Genomic DNA, 24,543 nt, shown 5'->3' with positions numbered 1-24,543 from the left:
TGGGCAGTTCCCTAGGCATTACTCACCCGTCCGCCGCTCGTCAGCAAAGAAAGCAAGCTTTCTTCCTGTTACCGCTCGACTTGCATGTGTTAGGCCTGCCGCCAGCGTTCAATCTGAGCCATGATCAAACTCTTCAATTAAAGTTTTGGTGAGACCTAAGTCTCGGCTCAATGAATTCTGATTCATCACTTAGACTCGGAAGAATCTAAAGATGTTTGTACATATTGCTATGAACACTCATTCAATCATTGATTTAATCTTTTTTCGATTAACTCAACACCTGTGAGTGTCCACACAGATTTCTTGTTTCATCTTGTTAAAGAACGTTCGCCGCTGTGGGCTAGGGCTGCGTATTCTACGCTTTCCTTGGTTGGCGTCAAGTGATTTTTTAAAAAGTTTTTTAAGTGGTTACTTACTGCACATCAGTGCGTTAAGTCACAGCTAAAAACCTCATCTCACTTGCTGCCCTGACTCGTCTGTACATCGCTATGCAGCGCTGTTTGCCGTGTCAGTGGGAGCGCATTATAGGGAGCTGAACTTTTTACGCAAGCGCTTTTTGAAAGAAAATGACATTTTTATTGCCGAGCGGCCATTTATCAGACGATACGCACAAAAAAGGGGCTAAAAGCCCCTTTTTTACTCGTTATACCGCCAATAGTCCTTATTCAGCAGATTGAGTCTGCGGTGTGTTTGACGCTTCTTGTTGAATAAAGCCATTAATCAACTCTACAGCTTTATCATCATCCCAGTCGACAAAGGTGCGAACAAAAGCAATAAGCTCGCCCTGTCTGTTTAAGATAAATGTCGCAGGAATAGTATCAAGCGGAAAGACCTGGCCAAGCTGCTGGGTCTTATCATAGTAAGTGACAAAGTTAGGCATCCCCAATTCTTGTAAGAAAGGTTGCACTTGTTCTTTACCATGCTGATCTATCGACACCGGTAATACCGCGAATTCTTTGCTATCAAACTTATCAGCAAAACGATCAAGCGCCGGTAATTCACGAACACAAGGTGGGCACCAAGTCGCCCACATGTTGATCATTACCACTTGACCACGATACTGACTGAAATCAACCTTGTTGCCATTAACATCATTAAACGGCACCGCTTCAATTGGAAACGGCTTCGGTAATATGTTGATTTGGTCAACGCTTGACTGAATTTCACCTTCAGCTTTTTTCTGCATCCCCGGATAAGCTTGCGCGCTAAACGCTGAAGCTAATCCGAAACAAAGTAAAACTGTAGTCGCCAAACTTGATAACTTACTCATGACTAGCTATCTCGCTTGAGTAATTTGTCTAACTCTTTTTGCTCTTCAGCACTGATTTCTTGCACTTCAACCTGAGAAACACGCTGTTTACGGATAAAGAAGAAACCAATCACTAGACCAAACATTAGTAGGCCAAGCGGACCAAGCCAAAGTGCTAAGGTTTTACCTTCCCATCTTGGCTTATAAAGAACGAAGTCACCATATCGGCTAGTCATGAACTCAATAATTTCTTGATCGCCTTTACCTGCATCTACCATTTCATAGACTTCAAGACGTAAATCTTGCGCCACTGGAGAATTAGAGTCGATCAAGTTTTGGTTCTGACACTGAGGACAACGCAATGAATGAGCTAAATCAAGTGCACGCTTTTGGTGCTCCATTGATTTGAACTCATAGGTATCAACTGGTGTTGCACTGGCTGACAGTGACAGACCCAGTGATAACACTACGGAAGTGAGTAAAGCGAATATCGCTCTCATTATGAAGCTCCTTCGGCTCTAGCTTCTGCTTGAAGCTCTTGAATCATTGGATATAGGGTGTCATTCCACACACGCATGTCGATAGGACCGGCATAACGGAAGCGGATAATACCATTGTGATCAACCAAATAGCTTTCTGGTGCACCATACACGCCAAGATCTAGGCCTAGACGACCATCATGATCAAAAATGTTTTTCGTATAAGGATCACCTTCGCGCTGCAGTTCTCGAATCGCTAAGCGACGCTCATCACGATAGTTAATACCATAGATTGGCACCAATTTTTGGCGCGCAAAACGCATAAGATAAGGATGCTCATACTTACACGATGGACACCAAGTTGCCCAAACGTTCAATAGTGCAACCTGCCCTTTAAGACTTTCATTGGTAATGATTTCACCACTGTCTTCTAAGCGTTCCAGTTGGAAAGCCGGGATCGGCTTTCCTTCTAGGGCAGAATCGAGTTTTTCTGGGTTAAGAAATAAACCTTTGTATAGGAATATGCCCATTACCAAAAACACGATAAGTGGTAAAAATAGTACTAACCTCTTCTTCATACTTGCCCCAATTCAAGTTATGCAGTTGCTAAATCCGCTTTTTTGTCATCGCTCTTTGCATCTGCCGTTGCTTTAGCACGACGGTAGCGCTTATCTGACGCTGCAAAGAATCCACCCACCATCATAAAGATGCTACCAAACCAGATCCAACGAACGAAAGGTTTGTAGTTTAAGCGCACAGCATATTCGGTGCTGCTAATTGGGTCGCCCATGGTGATGTATAAGTCACGGAATAGTCCCCAATCAATACCAGCTTCGGTCATGTCCATCGTACGTACGTTGTACTGGCGACGGTCAGGTCTTAGCAAAGTAACAAACTCACCATCGCGGGTTACTTCAATTTGACCTTGCTGAGCGGTGTAGTTAGGGCCGACAACATTCTTGGTCTCAAGGTAGTTGAAGTTATAACCTGCTAGCTCCTGCTGAATACCAGGTCCCATACGTACACTACGTTCAATCGAGTAGTTAGATACCATAGTGGCACCCACAATCGATACAGCAATACCGATATGAGCAATCAACATACCCATTTCACTACGGCCTAGTCGAGCAAGGCTTACTGAACCATCTTTGCCTTGTAAGATACCGTAGCCAGCACGAAGGGTAGCAAGTGTCACCCATGTCGCTGTACCAATACCGAACATCACCCACACGTTGAACTTGCCATCAGCAAGGAATGGTGCGGCAACACCCACAACAGTGGCAATTGCGGCGGGAACTAATAGCTTAGTTTTAAGCTCACCGGGTTTAGCACGTTTCCAGCGAATATTTGGTCCCACACCCATGAACATAAATAGCACCAATACAATCGGCACAAATACGGCATTAAAGTATGGTGGGCCTACAGAGATTTTACCCATGTTTAGGGCGTCAATCAGCAGTGGGTAAAGTGTACCAAGCAATACGGTACCACATGCCACAGTCAATAGGATGTTACACACTAATAGCATGGTTTCTCGAGACATCAGCTCAAAACGAGCTGGACTCTTCATTTCACTTGCTCTAAACGCAAACAGCGTTAAGGAGCCGCCGATCGCTAAACCGAGCAAGAGCAGAATGAACATACCTCGACTTGGGTCAGCGGCAAATGAATGCACTGAAGTCAGTACGCCAGAACGTACGATGAAGGTACCTAACAAACTTAACGAGAATGCAAAGATAGATAACAGAACGGTCCAGTTACGGAATGCAGCACGCTTCTCAGTCACAATCACTGAGTGCAATAATGCAGTACCAATCAACCAAGGCATGAAAGATGCGTTCTCAACTGGATCCCAGAACCACCAACCGCCCCAACCGAGTTCGTAGTATGCCCACCAAGAACCTAGTGAAATACCACCCGTTAGGAATACCCAAGCAGCTAAAGTCCAAGGACGGCTCCAACGAGCCCAAGCTGAATCTAAACGTCCGCCCATCAACGCCGCAATCGCAAATGCGAAGCTAACCGCGAAACCAACATAACCTAGGTAAAGCATAGGTGGGTGGAAGATCAAACCAACGTCTTGCAACATCGGGTTAAGATCACGTCCTTCCATCGGAATCGGGAATAAACGCTCAAAAGGACTCGAAGTCAGGATCATGAACAGTGTGAAACCGATGGTAATCATCGCTAGCACTGCCAATACCCGAGCGGTAAAGACCTCTTCAAGCCCTTTACTGAAGTAAGCTACTGCCGCAGCCCAAACAGATAAAGAGAATACCCAGAATAATAGTGAGCCTTCGTGGCCACCCCATACCGCTGCTATCTTAAAGAAGATAGGCAATTGAGAGTTGGAGTGGTGCGCGACATAAGCAACGGAGAAGTCATCCACCGCAAAACTATAGCCAAGCACGACCACCGATAAGAAGATAAAGAAGAACATACCGTAGCTCAATGGCCAGGCATATCTAACGAGGTATTGGTCTTTACGAGCAACACCTATTAAAGGAACGGTCGCTAACAGGAAGGCAAAAGCCAAACCTATTATCAATGAAAAGTGTCCTAATTCTGGGATCATGGGGTTTCCTCAGTCCTAATTATGGATTGATAATTCTAAAGACTATCAATACGCAAGCGTTTTCAATTCACACTGCTCAAAGTACAAATTTTAGGTCATTTTAGTATTTGCTATTGTATCTGTCTGCTTCTTTCGTACAAATATGGGTGACTTGTCTCATTCTTGAGGCTTTGTCGCATATGTTACAAATGTTAAAAACAGACGATTTTAAGGTCTGACCCTTGAATGAAACTTAAGTTTCAGCTGTTTTTACATTTTAAAATCGAACTGTGAACCAGTGCGCAACTATAAGCTTTTAACACAACTAAATCCTTATATTACTGTTCAATGAATAATCTTTCCGTATAATCTTGTACCCAGTCGTGCGGTGTGATCCGCTTTCAGTAACTAACTGTGAAAATGAAATAATGACTACACTCTGGATTTTTATTGCACTTTTTGTGATCGTCAGCTTAGCGCTGATTTGGGTTCCTCACCTTCGCCAGAAACAAATGTTACAGGCCGAAGAAGTAGGTGTACGTAAACAAACTAACTTACAGCTTTTCGAAACTCGATTAGCCGTTTTAGAAAAAGAGCTCGCCGATGAGCTACTAGACCAAGCAGAGTTCGACGCACTTAAGAAAGAACTTGAAATCAGTTTATTGCAAGACATGAAACAAGGTAGTGATGACGAGTCACTATCTACTGAAGGTACACCTAAGTCAATTATGTGGCCTGGCATTATGTCTGTGGTTGTTATTTCATTATCTGCCTACTTTTACACGACACTCGGCGCCTATGCCGACTTAGATAATGCTGTGCCAGATAACCCTCATGCGGGTATGGATGCCAACCAAATCATGGATCAGCGTATCCAAATGATGGAAGCGCAAGCCAAATCTGAGCCAGACAATAGCCAGCTACAATTTAGTTTAGGCCATGCTTACATTTCAGCAAGCCGCTACCCAGAAGCTGTCAAAGCATTTGATAAGGCGATGCAACTAGTGGGTACACATGCTGAACTATTAGGGCCAAAAGCAACAGCGCTTTACTATCAAGCTAATCAGCAAATGACACCGCAAGTTCAGTCATTAGTTGACCAAGCCCTAGAGCTCGACCCACAAGATCCATCCACATTACTGCTCGTTGGTATGGATGCGTTCTTTACCGCCAACTATGAAAAAGCCATTGGTGCTTGGCAAACAATTCTTGATAGCGATCGTAATGATGTTGACCGCAGCGCCATCATGAATGCGATTGAAAGTGCTAAGATGCGTCTTCAAGGTGGTATGGGCGAAATGCCAAATGACGCTAACCACCAACAAGTTAAAGCGACTGGCACTACTGTTACCGTAGAAGTCTCGCTTTCAGACGAGATGAAAGACAAAGTGTCTGGTACTGACATTCTGTTTATCTTTGCGCGTAATACTGAAGGTCCTAAAGTGCCTTTAGCGGCAACTAAGATTGCTGCGACCGCATTACCAACAGCCGTGACCCTTGATGACACGACCAACATGGGTGGCGACGTTAAACTTAGCGATGCTAAGTCTGTAGAGATTATTGCAGTCCTATCTAAGCACGGCAGTGTTAAGCCGCAATCAGGCGATATCCAAGGTAAAGTGGATATGGTTGAAGTGGGTGGCACAACTCAGCTGGTGCTAGATACACAAGTTCAATAACCACTAAGCTTTACAGTGAAAAGCCGACTTTAATGTCGGCTTTTTTGTATCTATGGTTCAATAACTTTTTTCTAGACAACAAAAAACCGGCACTATGGCCGGTTTTTCTGTAGGCAAACGAGTTATTACTTAGACATAAACTCGATAGCGTTTTTGTAGTCTTCATCACTACAATCAGTACACATACCACCTGGTGGCATAGCACCTTTACCAGATTTAACAGTCGCGACAAGAGTGTCCATACCTTGCGCTAGACGTGGCTCCCATGCAGCTACATCATGAGATTTTGGTGCACCAGCGACACCCATGCTGTGACATACTTGGCAAGCCTTGGTATATACAGCTTCACCATCTTGAGCAGCTACGTTTGCTGACAAGGTTAGAGCAGCAACTGCTGTCATTGCTAACAGTTTTTTCATGTTTGATGTTCCTAATGCAAATACTAACAAAGCTCAACGCTACCTTTGAAATTTATAGGTAGACTAATTACTAGCCGCCCTAGGATACAACAAACTTCAACTAATCTCATCTTTTTGTGACTAATATCGGTATTTTTCTATAGCTGTGACTTCACTAGCTGGTTGAAAATGCTACATTAGAAAAAGTTGAAAAAGTTCAATAGAAAGTGGCAAAAGGTTCTCATTTTTGGAAGCACATCAAATTGCTGACACTAATCCTTAACCAATGCTAAACCCTATATGGGGATTATGTTAAGATCACTTGCGTTTAATAATGGCTTGAGATAGAGGGTTCAGTGGTAGAAAAAAAAGCAGAGACACTGTTATCGGCCGACAACTTGACATGTATCCGAGAAGAGCGAATTTTGTTTGATGAGCTCAGCTTCGACATCCAAGCCGGCGAAATCGTTCAGATTGAAGGCCCCAATGGCGCAGGGAAAACCAGTTTACTGCGCATCCTCGCTGGGTTATCTCGCCCTTATGCAGGTCGAGTCAATTTCAAAGACGAAGACATTACCCGCTGCCGGGATGAATTCAACGACGATTTACTCTACCTCGGACATCTAGCAGGTGTTAAGAGTGAGTTAACAGCTGAAGAAAATCTTAACTTCAATTTAAGAATTAGCGGGTATGATGATTTCGATACACGCGGCATTCTAGAGAAAGTCAATTTATCAGGTTTTGAAGAGGCGTTAGCAGGCCACCTTTCGGCGGGTCAGCACCGACGCACAGCATTAGCAAGACTATGGAATACCAACTGTAAGCTATGGCTGTTAGATGAACCCTTTACAGCAATCGATAAAAAGGGCGTCGAGGAACTAGAACACCTATTTTTGTCTCATGCCAACAATGGCGGATGTGTCATCATGACCACCCACCAGGATATGAGTATTATCGGTGATGATATTTTACGTAAAATCAAACTCGACTACCGCTTTGTATAAGGTTGCATAGATGAAAAAAGGTCTCAGCTTCAGACAAGCTTTTTTTACCCTACTAAAGCGTGACTTGCAGATAGCGGTACGCCATAAAGGGGATATTTTTAATCCACTACTGTTTTTTGTATTGGTTGTTACGCTATTTCCGCTAGGTATTGGCCCTGAACCACAGGTGTTATCTCGCGTTGCGCCAGGAATTATTTGGGTAGCTGCGTTACTTGCGTCAATGCTGTCGCTTGAACGCCTCTTTAAGGCTGACTTTGTTGACGGCAGTCTCGAGCAAATGTTGTTGAGCCCGCAGCCATTGCCACTGATGGTGCTCGCCAAGGTGTTAGCGCATTGGTTGTTAACCGGGGTGCCACTTATTCTAGTAGCGCCACTACTTGCAGTATTGCTGCACTTAGAGACCAATAGTTACGGCGCATTAATGGCAACTTTGGCGCTGGGAACACCAGTATTAAGTCTATTAGGTGCTATTGGGGTTGCATTAACCGTAGGGTTACGTAAAGGTGGAGTATTGTTAAGTCTACTCATTCTACCTTTATATATCCCAGTACTAATTTTTGCGACTAGCGCAATTGATGCTGCTGGTCTGAATTTACCTTATGATGGCCAGCTAGCAATTATTGCTGCAATGTTGGTCGGTTCATTAACGTTAGCACCTTTTGCAATTGGTGCATCATTAAGAGTGAGTACAAACTAATATGTGGAAATGGCTACATTCTTACGCTGACCCGGAACGCGCGTATAAACTGGCTGGCAAACTACTACCTTGGTTCTCGGCAATCGCCTTAGGGATGATTGGTGTAGGTTCAATCTGGGGCTTGATGTTTGCTCCTGTTGATTACCAACAAGGTGACAGCTACCGAATTATCTTCATCCATGTACCTGCAGCCTCGATGTCTATGTCTGCTTACATGGCCATGGCGAGCTCTGCATTTATTGGTTTGGTCTGGCAAATTAAAGCTGCCGATTGGGCCGCTGCAGCTATCGCACCTGTTGGCGCAGTGTTGACCTTTATCGCACTGATTACCGGCGCAACTTGGGGTAAGCCAATGTGGGGTACTTGGTGGGTATGGGATGCTCGCTTAACTTCAGAACTGGTATTATTATTCCTATACTTGGGTGTAATTTCACTCTATGCCGCCTTTGAAGACAAAGTACTGGCCGCTCGCGCAGCTGGCATATTAGCGATTGTTGGTGTCATTAATATTCCAATTATTAAGTACTCTGTAGAATGGTGGAACTCGTTACATCAGCCTGCGACGATTAAAATCACAGAAGAGTCTTCTATGCCAATGGAGATGCTCGCACCACTGCTTATTAATATTTTAGGCTTTGGTGTCATGATTGGTGCCATTACACTGGTACGATTCAGAGCAGAAATTCTAGCTAGAAATGGCATGAGACCTTGGGTACGTGAACTTGCGAAGGCTGAAGGAGTCAAATAATGCAGTTTGAATCATTTGCAGAATTTATTGATATGGGCGGCTATGCTTTCTATGTATGGCTAGCGTATGGCATCACTTTCTTCTCTCTAGGTACTTTGATTGTTGTCAGTGCTCGCCAGAAAAAGAAAGTATTAGCAGAAATCGCCAAGAAAATTCAACGCGAAGAGCGTTTAAAAGAGAATCGAGGTAACAAACAGTGAACAACAGACGAAAGAAAAGACTAGCATTAGCTTCAGCGTTAATTGGTGGTGTCGCCGCGATAGCGTCGCTATTGTTGTATGCACTGAACTCAAACCTAAACTTGTTTTACACCCCAACTGAAATTGTCCATGGCAAAACAGATACCGGCGTAAAACCTGAAGCTGGCCAACGTATCCGTATTGGTGGCATGGTTACTGAAGGCTCTGTAGTCCGTGATCCTAACAGCCTACATATTGAGTTTGCTGTACATGATGCAGCTGGCGGAGAAGTTATCGTGACTTATGATGATCTTCTACCAGATCTATTCAGAGAAGGCCAAGGTATCGTTGCACAAGGCACCTTAACAGATGATGGTAAGCTGGAAGCAACTGAAGTACTTGCCCGTCATGACGAAAACTACATGCCACCTGAAGTGGCAGAAGCTATGGGTCAAAGTCATCAGCAGATGGATTACTCAGAAGAACAGAAAGCTGGCAGCTATTAATTTCTAGTTGAGCTTACCAAAAAGGCCTCTTATGAGGCCTTTTTTTGTACCTATAATCAGTGAAGCCCCATGTTTAACTAGAATTACGCTATAACTAATGTAGTGTTCTTGACGAATGGGCTTTCTAAATTGTTACGTGCTCTCACGCTTTTACTGTGCCTGTATTCATCTCAGGCACTCACCGCAACAATCGCTTTGGTCGATAGCTATCATGAAAGCTATCAATGGTCCGCCAGTTATCGCCAAGGCATCGACAGTGTGCTGGGTGTTAAACATAGCCTGTCTATATTTGAACTCGACACCAAGCGCACTCCAAAGCATGACCATGCCGCTATAGCTGCAGCCACAATAGACGCGATTACGCAACTCAACCCAGATCTCGTCATATTAGCCGATGACAATGCCGTTTCACTCCTCGCAGCAGAGATAATGGAGCTAGGTTACCCACTTATTGTTATGGGCCTAAATGCCAATCCACGCACGTATCATCTTAATGACTATGATGACGTTGGCGCGTTACTTGAGCGGCCTATCTTCAGGCGCTCAATCATGATGGCAAGTGAGCTGCTTAACCTAACGCAACCTCAGCGATTCATGATGTTGTTTGACAATAGCGCTACCTCACGAATCGCACTGACTGAACTAAGTGCTGATCTTAGCCCAATAACCTTAAGTAATATTCGTATCGATTTTGTCGCGACAAATGACTATAAGCAATGGCAAAACCACATTAAAACCAGTCAACAACACGGCTTTAGTGCGGTCTTTGTTGGCCTATACCATACATTGAATCGAAATGGGACACATGTGCCGTCAAGCGACGCCGCAGCATGGGCCGACACCAACAGTCCAACCCCGATATTCGGCTTCTGGGACTTTGCGGTTACCGATAACATCGCTTTAGGTGGGTTTGTATTGGATAGTTACCTTCATGGTGTACAAGCAGCGAAGATGGCACAGAGTCGACTCAATAACGGTGCTAAGCAGCGTACATTCATCAATGATAGACAGGGTAGCTATTACTTTAATAGCAATAAACTAAAACACTGGAAAATTACATTACCGGAAACGGTAAAACAACAAACTCGCTGGACCTCGCCTTAAATAGCAGGCAATAAAAAAGCCAGGCAATGCCTGGCTTTTTTAAATGAATTACCTAATTACTCAGCAGCAGCTTCTTCTTCAACAGCTTCAGCAGCTTCTGGGCGACCTACTAGTTCAATATACGCCATAGGCGCTTTATCACCAGTACGTAGACCGCACTTAAGGATACGGGTGTAGCCGCCAGGACGTTCCTGGTAGCGTGGACCCAATTCATTGAATAACTTACCGACAACTTCTTGGTCGCGAGTACGAGCAAACGCCAAACGACGATTTGCAACGCTATCACTTTTAGCAAGTGTTATCAGAGGCTCAACTACGCGACGCAGTTCTTTCGCCTTAGCTACAGTAGTCTTGATCACTTCGTGACGGACTAAAGAACCTGCCATGTTGCGAAACATAGCTTGACGGTGACTGCTGTTGCGGTTTAGTTGACGACCACTCTTACGATGGCGCATGACCTAATCCTTATTACCTAAATCTGTACAAACTTGGACTTAAAGGTCGTCTGCTAAACTAGCCGGTGGCCAGTTTTCTAGACGCATACCTAAAGAAAGTCCACGAGAAGCTAACACATCCTTAATTTCAGTAAGAGATTTCTTACCTAAGTTAGGTGTCTTAAGCAGCTCGACCTCAGTACGCTGTACCAGATCTCCGATGTAATGAATCGCTTCGGCTTTCAAACAGTTAGCCGAACGTACAGTTAGCTCTAGATCGTCGACAGGACGCAACAGAATTGGGTCGAACTCTGGTTTCTCTTCTTTCTGCTCTGGCTCAGTGACATCACGTAATTCAACAAACGCATCTAGCTGTTCAGCTAAGATGGTTGCAGAACGACGAATTGCTTCCTCAGGATCGATAGTACCGTTAGTGGTCATATCGATAACGAGTTTGTCTAAGTCAGTACGCTGTTCAACACGTGCCGCTTCAACATTATAAGCAATACGCGCAACAGGTGAGAAAGATGAATCCACTAACAAGCGTCCGATTGGGCGATCGTCGTCTTCAGTTTGTGCACGAGCCGAAGCTGGTACATAACCACGACCACGCTCAACACGAATACGCATGCTGATGTCGTTGTTACCGGTCAAGTGACAGATAACGTGATCAGGATTCATAATAGTAACATCACCATCGTGCGTGATATCTGCTGCGGTAACAGGGCCTGCGCCTGACTTGCTTAATGTAAGCATAGCCTCGTCTTTACCCTCGACAACCACTGCTAAACCTTTAAGGTTTAACAAGATTTCTAGGATATCCTCTTGTACGCCTTCCTTGCTGCTATACTCGTGCAGTACACCATCGATCTCAACTTCGGTGACCGCGCAGCCGGGCATAGACGACAATAGGATACGACGCAACGCGTTACCTAAAGTGTGACCAAAACCACGCTCAAGCGGTTCCAGTGTAACCTTGGCACGTGTTGGGTTAACCTGCTCGATATCAACGAGACGCGGTTTAAGAAATTCTGTAACAGAACCCTGCATTGTGTCCTCTCTTGTTTATTAGCTTTACTTAGAGTAAAGCTCGACGATCAGCTGTTCGTTAATTTCCGCAGATAAATCACTACGTTCTGGTAGACGCTTGAAAGCACCTTCCATTTTAGCGTTATCTACTTCAACCCATGTTGGCTTTTCGCGCTGAGTAGCAACTTCTAAAGCAGCCTTAATACGAGCTTGCTTTTGAGACTTCTCACGAACGCTAATTACATCATTCGCAGACACTTTGAATGATGGAATGTTAACAACGCGGCCGTTAACCAAAATTGACTTGTGGCTAACTAGCTGACGTGCTTCTGCACGTGTAGCACCAAAACCCATACGATAAACAACGTTATCTAGACGAGTTTCTAAAAGTGACAGTAGGTTTTCACCAGTGTTACCTTTTAGACGTGCTGCTTCTTTGTAGTAGTTACGGAACTGCTTTTCTAGCACTCCATAAGTACGACGAACTTTTTGTTTCTCGCGTAGCTGTACGCCATACTCAGAAAGACGGGTCTTACGAGCGCCGTGCTGTCCTGGTGCAGCTTCTAGCTTACACTTCGAATCGATTGCTCTGACACCGCTCTTTAGGAAAAGGTCTGTACCTTCTCGGCGGGTAAGCTTGAGCTTGGGACCCAAGTATCTTGCCATGTTCTTTCTCCAACTATCCTATATAAACGGGGCGACTAAACGCGACGTTTCTTAGGAGGACGACAACCATTATGAGGGATCGGCGTCACATCGGTAATGTTGGTTATTTTATAACCAACCGCGTTCAGCGCTCGAATAGCTGACTCACGTCCTGGACCTGGACCCTTCACAAAAACTTCAAGGTTCTTAACACCGTAATCCTGAGCAGCAGTACCTGCGCGCTCAGCGGCAACCTGTGCAGCAAATGGGGTAGATTTACGTGAACCACGGAAACCTGAACCACCAGATGTTGCCCAAGATAGAGCATTACCTTGACGATCTGTAATGGTGATGATTGTGTTGTTGAAAGAAGCATGGATATGAGCCATGCCATCAGCAACCTGTTTACGTACGCGCTTGCGCGTTGAACGTGACGGAACTTTAGCCATATTGGTTTACCTTCCCGTTACTTTCTAATTGGCTTACGTGGACCTTTACGCGTACGCGCATTGGTCTTAGTACGTTGCCCACGAAGGGGCAGGCTACGACGGTGGCGGAGACCACGATAACAACCAAGGTCCATAAGACGCTTGATGTTCATAGAGATCTCACGACGCAAGTCACCTTCTACAATGTATTTGGCAACTTCTTCGCGTAGGGTATCAATTTGAGCTTCGCTCAATTCCTTGATCTTAGCATCTTCAGCAATTGAAGTAGCCGCGCAGATTTGTTGTGCGCGAGTTAGTCCAATACCATAGATAGCAGTCAATGCAATGACTGTATGCTTTTGATCAGGAATGTTAATGCCAGCGATACGGGCCACTATGCACTCCTCATAAGTTAAAGGCCATCTGTGAAAAGCCCGGTAGGATACTCGACAGATGACAATTTTGCAAATTAAATTTTAGCCAGCTCAACATTTGAGCTGGCTAAATGCTTTTAGCCTTGACGCTGTTTGTGTTTTGGTTCAACACAGATAACGCGTACAACGCCACTACGCTTTACGATCTTGCAGTTACGGCAGATCTTCTTCACGGAAGCTCGAACTTTCATTTCATCACTCCGTAAAGCTACTTAGCGACCAAAGCGATCTAAATTCGCTTTGTTTACTAGGTTAGCTTTCTTCATCACAGACTCATACTGATGTGACATCATATGGGTCTGAACCTGAGCCATGAAGTCCATGATTACAACTACCATAATTAGTAGTGAGGTACCGCCAAAGTAGAACTGTACCTTCCAAGTAATTAACATGAACTCCGGAATTAAACAGATAAAGGTAATATACAACGCACCCGCTAGGGTTAAACGTGTCATCACTTTATCTATGTATCGCGAAGTCTGTTCGCCAGGACGAATCCCGGGAATGAACGCACCACTCTTCTTTAAATTGTCTGCTGTTTCGCGTGGGTTAAACACCAACGCAGTATAGAAGAAACAGAAGAATATGATCGCTGCTGAATACAATAATGAGTAAAGCGGTTGTCCTGGAGACACAGCAAGTGAAAAATCACTTAACCATGACAAGGACTCATTTTGACCAAACCACTGAGCCAGTGTGCCTGGGAACAAAATGATGCTTGACGCAAAAATTGGTGGAATTACACCTGCCATATTCACTTTAAGTGGTAAGTGGGTGCTTTGCGCAGCAAAAACCTTACGGCCCTGTTGACGCTTAGCGTAGTTAACAACGATACGTCGCTGACCACGTTCCACAAACACTACAAAATAAGTTACAGCAAATACAATTACAGCAATCAACAACAATACGAGTGGGTTCAAGTCGCCTTGACGCGCCTGCTCGGCCGTTTGACCGATAGCAGATGGTAGACCAGCAACAATACCTGCGAAAATTAATATCGAGATACCATTACCAATGCCCCGTTCGGTAATTTGCTCACCTAGCCACATAAGGAACATTGTTCCTGTCACTAAGCTCACAACCGCAACGAAATAGAAACTGAAACCAAGGTTTACAACTAAACCTGGTACCAAGTTTGGTAGTCCTGTTGCGATACCAATTGACTGGAATGTACCCAGTACCAATGTGCCGTATCGTGTATATTGACTGATCTTCTTACGCCCTGATTCGCCTTCCTTTTTAAGTTCGGCTAATGCAGGATGCACAACTGTCAACAATTGCATGATAATCGATGCCGAAATATACGGCATGATACCTAATGCAAAGATAGAAGCACGTTCAAGGGCACCACCAGAGAACATGTTAAACATGCCTAAGATGGTATCCCTTTGCTGATTGAACAGCTCTGCTAATACAGCTGCGTCAATACCAGGAATTGGTACGAACGAACCGGCCCTAAAGACGATAATCGCACCAATCACGAACAGGAGGCGGGTTTTCAATTCTGATAAACCGCCTTTCGCGCTTTTTAAATCAAGTCCTGGTTTTGCCATCGACGTATTATTCCTCGATCTTTCCGCCGGCAGCTTCAATAGCTGCACGTGCACCTTTGGTTACCTTCAGACCTTTTACGGTCACTGGGCGGTCAATGGTACCTGAAAGAACGACTTTAGCAAACTGTATGTTGCGAGTAACTAGATTCGCATCTTTCAGTGCATTTAAGTCGACAACATCACCGTTAACTTTTGCAAGCTCGCTAATGCGAACTTCCGCAGTTACCATCGCACGACGCGAGGTGAAACCGAACTTAGGCAAACGGATCTTAAGTGGCATTTGACCACCCTCGAAACCGACGCGAACGCCGCCACCTGAACGAGACTTCTGACCTTTGTGGCCGCGACCACAAGTTTTACCAGTGCCTGAACCGATACCGCGACCTACACGCTTAGCTGCTGATTTAGCACCTGCAGCAGGTGATAGAGTATTTAGACGCATCTTATACTTCCTCCACCGAAACCATGTAGTAAACCTTGTTAATCATACCGCGAACTGAAGGAGTATCTTCAAGTTCAACAGTGTGATTAATACGGCGTAGACCTAGACCAGTCAAAGTTGCACGATGCTTAGGCAAACGTCCAATTGAGCTTTTAGTCTGAGTTACTTTTAAAGTTTTAGTTGCCATGGTGCATTAACCTCGAATTTCATCAACATTAAGGCCACGCTTAGCAGCGATTTGAGAAGGTGACTTCATGTGCACCAACGCATCTACTGTTGCGCGAACGATGTTGATCGGGTTAGTAGAACCGTATGCTTTCGACAGTACGTTATGAACGCCTGCTACTTCCAATACGGCGCGCATCGCACCACCGGCAATAATACCAGTACCTTCTGACGCTGGCTGCATGTAAACACGCGAACCAGTGTGACGACCCTTAACAGGGTGGTGCAAAGTACCATTTACAAGTTCAACAGAAACAATGTTACGGCGAGCCTTTTCCATTGCTTTCTGAATAGCTGCAGGTACTTCACGCGCTTTACCATAGCCATAGCCGACTTTACCGTTACCGTCACCCACTACTGTAAGAGCAGTGAAGCTAAAGATACGTCCGCCTTTAACTACTTTAGAAACACGATTTACTGCAACTAGTTTTTCTTGCAGATCGTCTTTTTGCTGAGCTTCAAATTTAGCCATTTTTATACCCCTTAGAACTGGAGGCCAGCTTCACGAGCGGCGTCTGCTAATGCAGCAACACGTCCGTGATACTTGAAACCGGAACGATCGAATGCAACTACGGTAACGCCTTTTTCGATAGCGCGTTCTGCAATAGCTTTACCTACTGCTTTCGCTGCATCTACGTTGCCCGTGTATTTAAGCTGCTCTGATACCGCTTTTTCAGCAGTAGAAGCTGCAACCACAACCTGTGCTTCGGCGTTGATCACCTGAGCATAAGTGTGGCGTGGTGTACGATGTACAACCAGACGGTTAACGCCCAGCTCTTGGATCTTCTTACGGGCGCGAGTCGCGCGGCGCAAGCGAGATGTTTTCTTATCCATATCGCGTTACCTACTTCTTCTTAGCCTCTTTACGGCGTACTTGTTCATCAGCATAGCGAACACCTTTACCTTTATAAGGCTCTGGTGGACGGTAGCCACGAATCTCAGCAGCGACTTGACCAACTAACTGCTTATCAGCACCTTTCAGTACGATTTCAGTTTGTGATGGACACTCTGCTGTAACGCCGTCTGGAAGCTGGTGAACTAGAGGGTGTGAAAAACCTAGAGTCAAATCAACGCCTTTACCAGCAATTTTTGCACGGTAACCAACACCGATAAGAGTCAGTTTCTTTTCAAAACCTTCGCTTACACCAACAACCATGTTGTTGATTAGAGCTCGAGCAGTACCAGCTTGTGCTGCATTGTTTGCAGTTTCAACTGGTGCACACTTAACTTCGTTGTTTTCAACAACAACAGAAACTTCAGCGTTAATTTCTCGAGTTAGAGTACCTTTACTGCCTTTAACAGTAATGGTCTGTTCGTTTAAAGTCACTTCTACGCCTGCAGGGATAGCGACTGGTGCTTTTGCGACACGAGACATTGCTAGCTCCTTATGCTACGTAGCAGATAACTTCCCCACCCATACCATTTTGGCGGGCAGCACGATCAGTCATCAAACCTTTAGAAGTGGACACGATTGCGACACCCAGTCCGCCCATCACCTTTGGTAGCTCGTTTTTACCTTTGTAAATACGAAGACCAGGACGACTTACGCGCTGGATAGTCTCAACGACTGGTTGGCCCTGGAAATACTTAAGTGTAATTTCTAGAACCGGTTTGGCTTCGCCTGCTACGGCGTAGTCAGTAATATAACCTTCTTCTTTAAGCGTCTGTGCAATAGCAACTTTTAGCTTAGCAGAAGGCATAGTAACTGATACTTTGTTAGCAGCTTGGCCGTTACGAATGCGAGTTAACATATCCGCAATAGGATCTTGCATGCTCATAATAGCTTACTCCGTGACAAGTATTACCAGCTGGCCTTACGCAGGCCAGGAACTTCACCACGCATGGTAGCTTCACGCAATTTGATACGGCTTAAGCCGAACTTGCGTAGGAAACCATGTGGGCGACCAGTTTGACTACAACGATTGCGCTGACGCGCAGAACTTGAGTCACGTGGTAGTGCCTGCAGCTTAAGAACTGCATCCCAACGATCTTCATCAGAAGTAGTTGGATTGCTAATGATAGCCTTAAGTGCTAGACGCTTTTCAGCGTACTTAGCCACGAGCTTTGCACGTTTTGCTTCACGTGCTTTCATTGAACTTTTTGCCATTTCGCTACCCTTATTTCTTGAATGGGAAGTTAAAGGCGTCTAGTAAAGCACGGCCTTCTTCGTCATTCTTCGCAGTAGTAGTGATAACAATATCCATACCACGGATCTTATCGATTTTATCGTAATCGATTTCCGGGAAGATAATTTGCTCACGTACACCCATTGCGTAGTTACCACGTCCGTCGAACGATTTAACGCTCAAACCACGGAAATCGCGGATACGCGGGATTGCGATATCAACTAAACGCTCAAGGAATTCCCACATACGCTCACCACGTAGTGTTACCTTACAGCCGATCGGGTAGCCATCACGGATTTTAAAACCAGCAACTGATTTACGAGCTACAGTTACTACTGGCTTTTGACCAGCGATAGCAGTCATGTCACGAAGCGCGTGCTCCATAACTTTTTTGTCTGCTACAGCTTCGCCAACACCCATATTAAGGGTGATTTTCTCAATCCGAGGGACTTGCATGACACTGGTATAACCGAACTTCTTAGAAAGTTCCGCGATAACAGTCTCTTTATATTTATCATGCAGTTTCGCCATCGTTTACTCCAATTACTTAACGAGTTCACTGTTCGACTTAAAGAAACGGACTTTTTTGCCGTCTTCAAATCGGAAACCAACGCGATCAGCTTTGCCAGAGGCAGAGTTGAAAATCGCTACATTTGATGCTTGTATTGGTGCTTCTTTCTCAACAATACCACCAGTCACACCCAGTTGAGGGTTAGGCTTCTGGTGTTTCTTGACAAGATTGATGCCTTCTACAATTAATTTACCAGTTGGCAAAACTTGAGAAACCTTACCGCGTTTACCCTTGTCTTTACCTGCTAGTACAATTACTTCGTCTTCACGACGTATTTTAGCTGCCATTTTGAAGCTCCTTACAGTACTTCTGGTGCCAGTGAAACAATTTTCATAAATTGTTCGGTACGCAATTCACGCGTCACTGGGCCAAAGATACGAGTACCAATCGGTGCAAGGTTTGCATTAAGCAATACCGCTGCATTCCGATCGAAGCGAATGACAGAACCGTCTGAACGACGTACGCCTTTCTTAGTACGGACTACCACCGCGTTATACACGTCACCTTTCTTCGCTTTACCGCGAGGAATTGCTTCTTTTACAGAAACCTTGATGACGTCGCCGATACCGGCATAACGACGATGAGAGCCACCCAAGACCTTAATACACTGAACTCTACGAGCGCCACTGTTACAGGCGACTTCTAGAGTCGATTGCATTTGGATCATTTTAAGTGCTCCGCTATCGTTACTTCACAAATCCCACAATTGGGCATATTTACACCGATTTTTGACCTTAATTTAGTCAAAAATGGCGCGCAAGTATAACACCCAAAAAAAGGAATAGATAGTATTAAAAATAAAAACGGCCCCTATATTTGGAGCCGTTTAGCTAAATACCTAATAAATTAGGCTTTTGTTACTACTTCAACCAGAGTCCAAGACTTAGTCTTAGATAGCGGACGGCATTCGCGAATAGTCACGACATCGCCAGCATTACACTGATTTGTTTCGTCATGTGCATGGATCTTAGTAGTACGCTTAAGGAACTTACCGTATAAAGGGTGTTTTACCTTACGCTCAATAGCTACAGTGATAGACTTGTCCATCTTGTTGCTAAGTACTCGACCTTGCAAAGTACGGATTTTATCAGACATTATGCACCCGCCTTAGAAGTAATAATAGTCTTTACGCGCGCAATGTTACGACGCACGATTTTAAGCTGATGAGTCTGTGACAACTGACCAGTGGCGTGTTGCATACGCAGATTAAACTGCTCACGCAGCAGACCAAGCAGTTCAGCGTTCAGTTCTTCAACGCTCTTTTCTGTTAGTTCGCTCGCTTTCATTACATCACCGTCTTAGTTACGAAGGTAGTCTTAATAGGAAGCTTAGCAGCAGCAAGAGTAAACGCTTCACGCGCTAGCTCTTCTGATACGCCATTCATCTCATAAAGAACCTTACCAGGTTGAATCTGGCAAACCCAGTATTCAACGTTACCCTTACCTTTACCCATACGCACTTCAAGAGGCTTAGAGGTAATTGGCTTGTCTGGGAAAACGCGAATCCAGATTTGACCTTGACGTTTAATGTGACGTGTCATAGCACGACGCGCAGATTCGATCTGACGCGCAGTCAAACGACCACGACCAACGGCTTTCAGACCGAAATCACCGAAGCTTACTTCAGTGCCGTTCGCAAGACCGCGGTTACGGCCTTTGAACATTTTACGAAACTTCATTCGTTTTGGTTGCAGCATTGCCAGCTCTCCTATTTACCGCGAGGCTTACGCTTCGGCTGCTGTTTCGGCTCTTCCAATGCAGGTACGATACCGTCTAGAACTTCGCCTTTGAAGACCCAAACTTTAACGCCGATCACACCGTATTGAGTGTGACTTTCTGCAGTTGAATAGTCGATATCAGCACGCAGTGTATGTAGAGGCACACGACCTTCACGATACCACTCCGAACGCGCAATCTCAGCACCGCCTAGACGGCCGCTCACTTCAACTTTGATACCTTTAGCACCAAGACGCATTGCGTTTTGAACTGCGCGCTTCATAGCACGACGGAACATAACACGACGCTCTAGCTGTGAAGCGATGCCATCGGCAACTAACTTCGCATCTAGCTCTGGCTTACGGATCTCAGCGATGTTGATTTGAGCTGGAATACCAGTCAACTTGGCAACTTGGTTGCGCAACTTTTCAACGTCTTCGCCTTTCTTACCAATCACAACACCTGGACGGGCAGTGTGAATAGTAACGCGAACACTCTTCGCTGGACGCTCGATAACAATCTTAGAGACTGATGCTTGCTTAAGTTTCTTTTCTAGAAACTTACGCACTTCCCAGTCACTGCTCAAGTTATTGGCATAATCTGATTTATCAGCGTACCAAGTCGAGATCCAAGGCTTAGTGATACCCAGACGGATACCATTAGGATGTACTTTCTGTCCCATTGCTAACTCCTAGCGATCTGATACAACCACAGTAATGTGGCTGGTACGCTTGATTATACGATCAGCACGGCCTTTAGCACGTGGCATGATACGCTTCATTGTTGGACCTTCGTCTACAAAGACTTTTCCAACTTTCAGCTCATCAATGTCGGCACCTTCATTGTGCTCAGCATTAGCGATAGCAGAGTCTAGTACTTTCTTAAGAAGTACAGCTGCTTTCTTTGGGCTAAAAGTTAAAACTTCTAGAGCCTTATCAACAGGCAGTCCACGAATTTGATCTGCAACCAAACGACACTTTTGAGGCGACGTACGGGCAAAACGATGTTTAGCTAAAACTTCCATCTTATGTCTCCCGTATTAACGCTTCTTCGCTTTCTTATCAGCAGCATGGCCGCGATAAGTGCGAGTTGGTGAAAATTCACCAAGCTTGTGGCCGATCATTTCGTCAGTTACGAACACAGGTACGTGCTGACGACCATTATGGACAGCGATGGTCAACCCAATCATGTTAGGGATGATCATAGAGCGGCGAGACCAAGTCTTAATAGGCTTTTTGTCACCCGCTTCCATCGCTTTCTCTACCTTCTTCAGCAAGTGTAGGTCAATGAATGGACCTTTCTTGAGAGAACGTGGCATGGCGAATCCTCTTACTTTTTATTGCGACGACGTACAATGTACTTGTCGGTGCGTTTGTTACTACGAGTCTTATAACCCTTAGTAGGCTGACCCCATGGAGATACAGGGTGACGACCACCAGATGTACGGCCTTCACCACCACCATGTGGGTGATCTACTGGGTTCATTGCAACACCACGAACTGTAGGGCGTACGCCTCTCCAGCGCTTAGCACCAGCTTTACCTAACTGGCGTAGCATGTGCTCGGCGTTACCAACTTCACCCAATGTCGCGCGACAATCTACAGGTACTTTACGCATTTCGCCTGAGCGAAGACGTAGAGTAGCGTATTCGCCATCACGAGCAACAACTTGAACATAAGTACCAGCTGAACGCGCGATTTGAGCACCTTTACCAGGCTTCATTTCGACTGCGTGTACAACGCTACCCACTGGGATGCTGCGTAATGGAAGAGCGTTACCACTCTTGATTTCAGCGTCGATACCAGACTGGATTTGATCACCAGCTTGCATGCCTTTAGCAGCAAGGATATAACGACGCTCACCATCAGCATACAGAACCAATGCGATATGAGCTGTACGGTTTGGATCATATTCCAAACGCTCAACTTTAGCAGGGATACCGTCTTTGTTGCGCTTAAAGTCAACAATACGGTAATGCTGCTTGTGTCCACCACCTACGTGACGAACAGTGATACGACCAGTGTTATTACGGCCACCACTTTTAGACTTTTTCGCCAACAGGCCAGCAAAAGGTTTACCCTTGTGCAGATCGCTGTTTACCACTTTAACTACGTGGCGACGACCAGCAGAGGTTGGCTTACACTTAATAACTGCCATGATAATTCTCCTTTGCTTACTCAGCGCCGACGAAATCGATGTCAGCACCAGCAGCTAAAGTCACATAGGCTTTTTTCCAGTCGCTACGACGGCCAGTACGGGCACCGTGACGCTTGGTTTTACCTTTGTTAACTAGAGTGCGAACTGAATCTACTTCAACTTCGAACAACTTAGCTACTGCAGCTTTAATTTCAGCTTTAGTCGCGTCGATAGCTACACGGAAAACTACCGTGTTGTTATTTTCTGCGCAAACAGTACTCTTTTCAGAGATATGCGGCGCTAGAATAACTTTTAGCAAACGTTCTTCGCTTATCATCCCAGCATCTCCTCGATTTGCTTAACAGCATCAGCAGTCACTAGTACTTTGTTGAACGCGATTAGACTTACTGGATCGATACCAGCTACGTCACGAACGTCAACTTTGTATAGGTTACGTGCAGCTAAGAACAAGTTCTCGTCAATTTCTGGAGTAACAATCAACACGTCTTCCAGTTTCATTTCAGCCAATTTAGCTTTCAGCTCTTTAGTTTTAGGAGCTTCAACACCAAATGACTCAACAACAACAAGACGGTCTTGACGTACTAACTCAGACAGAATGCTCTTAAGCGCTCCGCGGTACATCTTCTTGTTAACTTTTTGGCTGTGATCTTGTGCTTTAGCAGCGAAAGTTACGCCACCGCCACGCCAGATTGGGCCTTTAACAGTACCAGCACGTGCACGGCCAGTACCTTTTTGACGCCATGGCTTTTTGCCAGAGCCAGTTACTTCTGCGCGAGTCTTTTGAGCACGAGTGCCCTGACGCGCGTTTGCAGCATATGCTACAACTACCTGATGAACCAGTGCTTCATTAAAGTCACGGCCGAAGGTAGTTTCGGAAACTTCCAGAGCACTTTGTGCGTCTTTCAATACCAATTCCATTACTATCTCCTCAGACCTAAGCTTTAACGGCAGGCTTGATGATCAGGTCGCCATTAGTAGCGCCTGGAACTGCACCCTTAACCAGAAGCAAGTTACGCTCTGCATCTACACGTACTACGTCTAGATTTTGAGTCGTTACACGCTCTGCACCCATGTGGCCTGACATTTTCTTACCTTTGAAAACGCGACCAGGTGTCTGGTTTTGACCGATAGAACCGTTGGCTCTATGTGCCAATGAGTTACCATGTGTTGCATCTTGGGTACGGAAATTCCAACGCTTAATACCGCCTTGGAAACCTTTACCTTTAGATTGACCAGTAACATCAACTTTCGCTACATCAGCGAAGATATCAACATTTAGCTCAGCACCTACTTCAATGCCTTCGCCTTCACCATCTGCCAAACGCAGTTCCCACAAACCACGACCAGCTTCTACGCCAGCCTTAGCAAAGTGACCTGCTTCTGGTTTAGTGATGCGATTAGCTTTTTTGGTGCCAGTAGTAACCTGAAGTGCACGGTAACCGTCTGTCTCTAAAGTTTTCACTTGAGCAACGCGGTTAGCTGCGATTTCGATTACTGTTACAGGTATAGACGCACCATCTTCTGTGAAGATACGAGTCATACCTACTTTACGACCGATAAGACCGATAGCCATCTCTCAAACCTCTTCTAAGGATCTCAATTAACCTAAGCTAATCTGAACGTCAACACCAGCCGCAAGATCAAGACGCATAAGTGCGTCTACAGTCTTTTCAGTCGGCTCTACGATGTCAACAAGACGCTTATGAGTACGAAGTTCGTACTGATCACGCGCATCTTTATTAACGTGTGGAGAGATCAAAACGGTATAACGCTCTTTACGCGTTGGTAGTGGGATTGGACCACGTACCTGTGCGCCTGTACGCTTAGCAGTTTCAACGATTTCCGCAGTAGACTGATCGATCAGACGATGATCAAATCCTTTTAAGCGGATACGGATTCTTTGGTTCTGCATTGACCAGAGCTCCTAAAATGGACACATAAAAAATCACCCTCTAGCTTCTTCCTTATTGGAAAAGCAGAGCGAGATGATTTAACCGTTCGACTCCAAATCGGAGTCGCTGTATTATTTTACGTCGGCTTCAAGAACCGACAATGTTTCGCCTAATGGTTAAGGCGAGGGGGTATTATACTGATCTAATAGTAGAGATCAACCCCGTTGTGTGAATTACCAACAATTTCATCTGCGGTGCATCAAGTGGCCGCTATTATACTGAGGAAATACAAAAT

The 24,543-nt window shown here is 45.1% G+C and carries 40 protein-coding genes and 1 rRNA gene (1 of these 41 cut by a window edge); 7 read left to right on the top strand and 34 right to left on the bottom strand.

Translation table 11 applies throughout. The features are described from left to right. The 5 genes from FLM48_RS01570 to FLM48_RS01550 form a co-directional block, all read right to left on the bottom strand. Positions 1 to 140, bottom strand: a 16S ribosomal RNA gene (locus FLM48_RS01570); it reaches 1,405 nt to the left of the window's first position. Between the two features lie 521 nt (positions 141 to 661). Further along, positions 662 to 1,270, bottom strand: a complete 609-nt coding sequence (locus FLM48_RS01565; RefSeq protein ID WP_179023002.1) for a TlpA disulfide reductase family protein — start codon at positions 1,268 to 1,270, stop codon at positions 662 to 664. Positions 1,271 to 1,272: 2 nt separating this feature from the next. Next, complete coding sequence (gene nrfF, locus FLM48_RS01560) at positions 1,273 to 1,749, bottom strand: heme lyase NrfEFG subunit NrfF (protein WP_179023000.1); 477 nt, start codon at positions 1,747 to 1,749, stop codon at positions 1,273 to 1,275. Beyond that, on the bottom strand, positions 1,749 to 2,306 hold the full coding sequence (locus tag FLM48_RS01555; protein ID WP_028774826.1) for a DsbE family thiol:disulfide interchange protein: 558 nt from the start codon (positions 2,304 to 2,306) through the stop codon (positions 1,749 to 1,751). Before FLM48_RS01555 ends, nrfF begins: the two co-directional genes overlap by 1 nt. 17 nt (positions 2,307 to 2,323) lie before the next feature. Then, the gene (locus tag FLM48_RS01550) at positions 2,324 to 4,303 is read right to left on the bottom strand and encodes a heme lyase CcmF/NrfE family subunit (RefSeq protein ID WP_028774827.1); all 1,980 of its coding nucleotides are present in this window, start codon (positions 4,301 to 4,303) and stop codon (positions 2,324 to 2,326) included. A gap of 407 nt (positions 4,304 to 4,710) precedes the next feature. Between FLM48_RS01550 and ccmI the strand changes: the two genes are divergently transcribed. Further along, complete coding sequence (gene ccmI / locus FLM48_RS01545) at positions 4,711 to 5,961, top strand: c-type cytochrome biogenesis protein CcmI (RefSeq protein WP_179022998.1); 1,251 nt, start codon at positions 4,711 to 4,713, stop codon at positions 5,959 to 5,961. A gap of 125 nt (positions 5,962 to 6,086) precedes the next feature. On the opposite strand, the gene FLM48_RS01540 is transcribed toward ccmI, so the two are convergent. After that, a complete protein-coding gene (locus FLM48_RS01540; protein WP_028774690.1) occupies positions 6,087 to 6,380 on the bottom strand; it encodes a cytochrome c5 family protein in 294 nt (97 codons plus the stop codon). 335 nt (positions 6,381 to 6,715) lie between these two features. Here FLM48_RS01540 and ccmA point away from each other — a divergent pair, with 335 nt between their 5' ends. From ccmA to FLM48_RS01510, 6 genes are all read left to right on the top strand, one after another. Next, the gene (gene ccmA / locus FLM48_RS01535; protein WP_028774689.1) at positions 6,716 to 7,363 is read left to right on the top strand and encodes a cytochrome c biogenesis heme-transporting ATPase CcmA; all 648 of its coding nucleotides are present in this window, start codon (positions 6,716 to 6,718) and stop codon (positions 7,361 to 7,363) included. A gap of 10 nt (positions 7,364 to 7,373) precedes the next feature. Further along, on the top strand, positions 7,374 to 8,060 hold the full coding sequence (ccmB, locus tag FLM48_RS01530) for a heme exporter protein CcmB (RefSeq protein WP_028774688.1): 687 nt from the start codon (positions 7,374 to 7,376) through the stop codon (positions 8,058 to 8,060). 1 nt (position 8,061) lies between these two features. After that, positions 8,062 to 8,808, top strand: coding sequence for a heme ABC transporter permease (locus tag FLM48_RS01525; RefSeq protein WP_028774687.1), 747 nt, complete (start codon positions 8,062 to 8,064; stop codon positions 8,806 to 8,808). Beyond that, a complete protein-coding gene (gene ccmD, locus FLM48_RS01520; protein WP_028774686.1) occupies positions 8,808 to 9,008 on the top strand; it encodes a heme exporter protein CcmD in 201 nt (66 codons plus the stop codon). Before FLM48_RS01525 ends, ccmD begins: the two co-directional genes overlap by 1 nt. After that, positions 9,005 to 9,493, top strand: a complete 489-nt coding sequence (gene ccmE, locus FLM48_RS01515) for a cytochrome c maturation protein CcmE (RefSeq protein ID WP_028774685.1) — start codon at positions 9,005 to 9,007, stop codon at positions 9,491 to 9,493. Before ccmD ends, ccmE begins: the two co-directional genes overlap by 4 nt. Positions 9,494 to 9,622: 129 nt before the next feature. Then, positions 9,623 to 10,597 (top strand): hypothetical protein, encoded by a 975-nt coding sequence (locus FLM48_RS01510; protein ID WP_179022996.1) that lies wholly within the window; start codon positions 9,623 to 9,625, stop codon positions 10,595 to 10,597. 56 nt (positions 10,598 to 10,653) lie between these two features. Here the strand turns inward: FLM48_RS01510 and rplQ are convergent, their stop codons facing one another. The 28 genes from rplQ to rpsJ all read right to left on the bottom strand — a co-directional run bounded on the left by rplQ (position 10,654) and on the right by rpsJ (position 24,268). Beyond that, complete coding sequence (gene rplQ / locus FLM48_RS01505; RefSeq protein WP_179022994.1) at positions 10,654 to 11,052, bottom strand: 50S ribosomal protein L17; 399 nt, start codon at positions 11,050 to 11,052, stop codon at positions 10,654 to 10,656. Between the two features lie 39 nt (positions 11,053 to 11,091). Next, entirely contained in the window at positions 11,092 to 12,081 is a 990-nt protein-coding gene (gene rpoA, locus FLM48_RS01500; RefSeq protein WP_028764663.1) for a DNA-directed RNA polymerase subunit alpha, read from the bottom strand. Between the two features lie 24 nt (positions 12,082 to 12,105). After that, entirely contained in the window at positions 12,106 to 12,726 is a 621-nt protein-coding gene (gene rpsD, locus FLM48_RS01495) for a 30S ribosomal protein S4 (RefSeq protein ID WP_028774682.1), read from the bottom strand. 35 nt (positions 12,727 to 12,761) lie between these two features. Further along, a complete protein-coding gene (gene rpsK, locus FLM48_RS01490) occupies positions 12,762 to 13,154 on the bottom strand; it encodes a 30S ribosomal protein S11 (protein WP_028774681.1) in 393 nt (130 codons plus the stop codon). 17 nt (positions 13,155 to 13,171) lie between these two features. After that, positions 13,172 to 13,528, bottom strand: coding sequence for a 30S ribosomal protein S13 (gene rpsM / locus FLM48_RS01485; RefSeq protein WP_011863987.1), 357 nt, complete (start codon positions 13,526 to 13,528; stop codon positions 13,172 to 13,174). 116 nt (positions 13,529 to 13,644) lie between these two features. Next, positions 13,645 to 13,758, bottom strand: coding sequence for a 50S ribosomal protein L36 (gene rpmJ / locus FLM48_RS01480; protein WP_006083579.1), 114 nt, complete (start codon positions 13,756 to 13,758; stop codon positions 13,645 to 13,647). A 21-nt stretch (positions 13,759 to 13,779) separates the two neighbouring features. Next, a complete protein-coding gene (gene secY / locus FLM48_RS01475) occupies positions 13,780 to 15,120 on the bottom strand; it encodes a preprotein translocase subunit SecY (RefSeq protein ID WP_028774680.1) in 1,341 nt (446 codons plus the stop codon). A gap of 7 nt (positions 15,121 to 15,127) precedes the next feature. After that, complete coding sequence (gene rplO / locus FLM48_RS01470) at positions 15,128 to 15,562, bottom strand: 50S ribosomal protein L15 (RefSeq protein ID WP_028774679.1); 435 nt, start codon at positions 15,560 to 15,562, stop codon at positions 15,128 to 15,130. A 1-nt stretch (position 15,563) separates the two neighbouring features. Continuing rightward, a complete protein-coding gene (gene rpmD, locus FLM48_RS01465; RefSeq protein ID WP_020912153.1) occupies positions 15,564 to 15,749 on the bottom strand; it encodes a 50S ribosomal protein L30 in 186 nt (61 codons plus the stop codon). 6 nt (positions 15,750 to 15,755) lie between these two features. Continuing rightward, complete coding sequence (gene rpsE / locus FLM48_RS01460; RefSeq protein WP_028774678.1) at positions 15,756 to 16,259, bottom strand: 30S ribosomal protein S5; 504 nt, start codon at positions 16,257 to 16,259, stop codon at positions 15,756 to 15,758. A gap of 11 nt (positions 16,260 to 16,270) precedes the next feature. Further along, on the bottom strand, positions 16,271 to 16,621 hold the full coding sequence (gene rplR, locus FLM48_RS01455; RefSeq protein ID WP_028774677.1) for a 50S ribosomal protein L18: 351 nt from the start codon (positions 16,619 to 16,621) through the stop codon (positions 16,271 to 16,273). A 10-nt stretch (positions 16,622 to 16,631) separates the two neighbouring features. After that, positions 16,632 to 17,162: a 50S ribosomal protein L6 gene (rplF, locus tag FLM48_RS01450; protein ID WP_028774676.1), complete on the bottom strand. Its 531-nt coding sequence runs from the start codon at positions 17,160 to 17,162 to the stop codon at positions 16,632 to 16,634. A 10-nt stretch (positions 17,163 to 17,172) separates the two neighbouring features. Next, the gene (rpsH, locus tag FLM48_RS01445) at positions 17,173 to 17,565 is read right to left on the bottom strand and encodes a 30S ribosomal protein S8 (protein ID WP_028774675.1); all 393 of its coding nucleotides are present in this window, start codon (positions 17,563 to 17,565) and stop codon (positions 17,173 to 17,175) included. A gap of 23 nt (positions 17,566 to 17,588) precedes the next feature. Continuing rightward, complete coding sequence (rpsN, locus tag FLM48_RS01440; RefSeq protein ID WP_028774674.1) at positions 17,589 to 17,894, bottom strand: 30S ribosomal protein S14; 306 nt, start codon at positions 17,892 to 17,894, stop codon at positions 17,589 to 17,591. A gap of 10 nt (positions 17,895 to 17,904) precedes the next feature. Then, positions 17,905 to 18,444: a 50S ribosomal protein L5 gene (gene rplE / locus FLM48_RS01435; RefSeq protein WP_028774673.1), complete on the bottom strand. Its 540-nt coding sequence runs from the start codon at positions 18,442 to 18,444 to the stop codon at positions 17,905 to 17,907. A 12-nt stretch (positions 18,445 to 18,456) separates the two neighbouring features. After that, a complete protein-coding gene (gene rplX, locus FLM48_RS01430; RefSeq protein ID WP_028774672.1) occupies positions 18,457 to 18,771 on the bottom strand; it encodes a 50S ribosomal protein L24 in 315 nt (104 codons plus the stop codon). Positions 18,772 to 18,782: 11 nt separating this feature from the next. Further along, positions 18,783 to 19,151, bottom strand: coding sequence for a 50S ribosomal protein L14 (gene rplN / locus FLM48_RS01425; protein WP_028774671.1), 369 nt, complete (start codon positions 19,149 to 19,151; stop codon positions 18,783 to 18,785). 179 nt (positions 19,152 to 19,330) lie between these two features. Further along, on the bottom strand, positions 19,331 to 19,579 hold the full coding sequence (rpsQ, locus tag FLM48_RS01420; RefSeq protein ID WP_028774670.1) for a 30S ribosomal protein S17: 249 nt from the start codon (positions 19,577 to 19,579) through the stop codon (positions 19,331 to 19,333). Then, positions 19,579 to 19,770 carry a 50S ribosomal protein L29 gene (gene rpmC / locus FLM48_RS01415; protein ID WP_028774669.1) on the bottom strand — a complete coding sequence of 64 codons (192 nt, stop codon included), beginning with the start codon at positions 19,768 to 19,770 and terminating at the stop codon, positions 19,579 to 19,581. The genes rpsQ and rpmC overlap by 1 nt, the downstream gene beginning before the upstream one ends. Next, positions 19,770 to 20,180, bottom strand: coding sequence for a 50S ribosomal protein L16 (gene rplP, locus FLM48_RS01410; protein ID WP_028774668.1), 411 nt, complete (start codon positions 20,178 to 20,180; stop codon positions 19,770 to 19,772). Before rplP ends, rpmC begins: the two co-directional genes overlap by 1 nt. 11 nt (positions 20,181 to 20,191) lie before the next feature. Beyond that, a complete protein-coding gene (gene rpsC, locus FLM48_RS01405) occupies positions 20,192 to 20,881 on the bottom strand; it encodes a 30S ribosomal protein S3 (RefSeq protein ID WP_028774667.1) in 690 nt (229 codons plus the stop codon). 9 nt (positions 20,882 to 20,890) lie between these two features. After that, on the bottom strand, positions 20,891 to 21,223 hold the full coding sequence (gene rplV, locus FLM48_RS01400; protein ID WP_028774666.1) for a 50S ribosomal protein L22: 333 nt from the start codon (positions 21,221 to 21,223) through the stop codon (positions 20,891 to 20,893). Positions 21,224 to 21,238: 15 nt separating this feature from the next. After that, on the bottom strand, positions 21,239 to 21,517 hold the full coding sequence (gene rpsS, locus FLM48_RS01395; protein WP_006083596.1) for a 30S ribosomal protein S19: 279 nt from the start codon (positions 21,515 to 21,517) through the stop codon (positions 21,239 to 21,241). 11 nt (positions 21,518 to 21,528) lie between these two features. After that, positions 21,529 to 22,356: a 50S ribosomal protein L2 gene (gene rplB / locus FLM48_RS01390; RefSeq protein WP_028774665.1), complete on the bottom strand. Its 828-nt coding sequence runs from the start codon at positions 22,354 to 22,356 to the stop codon at positions 21,529 to 21,531. A 16-nt stretch (positions 22,357 to 22,372) separates the two neighbouring features. Then, the gene (gene rplW, locus FLM48_RS01385; RefSeq protein WP_028774664.1) at positions 22,373 to 22,672 is read right to left on the bottom strand and encodes a 50S ribosomal protein L23; all 300 of its coding nucleotides are present in this window, start codon (positions 22,670 to 22,672) and stop codon (positions 22,373 to 22,375) included. Next, complete coding sequence (gene rplD / locus FLM48_RS01380; protein WP_028774663.1) at positions 22,669 to 23,274, bottom strand: 50S ribosomal protein L4; 606 nt, start codon at positions 23,272 to 23,274, stop codon at positions 22,669 to 22,671. Before rplD ends, rplW begins: the two co-directional genes overlap by 4 nt. A gap of 16 nt (positions 23,275 to 23,290) precedes the next feature. Then, positions 23,291 to 23,929 carry a 50S ribosomal protein L3 gene (gene rplC, locus FLM48_RS01375; RefSeq protein WP_028774662.1) on the bottom strand — a complete coding sequence of 213 codons (639 nt, stop codon included), beginning with the start codon at positions 23,927 to 23,929 and terminating at the stop codon, positions 23,291 to 23,293. A gap of 27 nt (positions 23,930 to 23,956) precedes the next feature. Continuing rightward, on the bottom strand, positions 23,957 to 24,268 hold the full coding sequence (gene rpsJ, locus FLM48_RS01370) for a 30S ribosomal protein S10 (RefSeq protein ID WP_011070616.1): 312 nt from the start codon (positions 24,266 to 24,268) through the stop codon (positions 23,957 to 23,959). Between the last annotated feature and the right edge of the window lie 275 nt (positions 24,269 to 24,543).

Source organism: Shewanella sp. Scap07, from assembly GCF_013394145.1.
GTDB lineage: Bacteria > Pseudomonadota > Gammaproteobacteria > Enterobacterales > Shewanellaceae > Shewanella > Shewanella waksmanii.
Note: the sequence above shows the minus strand (reverse complement) of the source record. Positions and strands in the feature narration are given on the sequence as shown.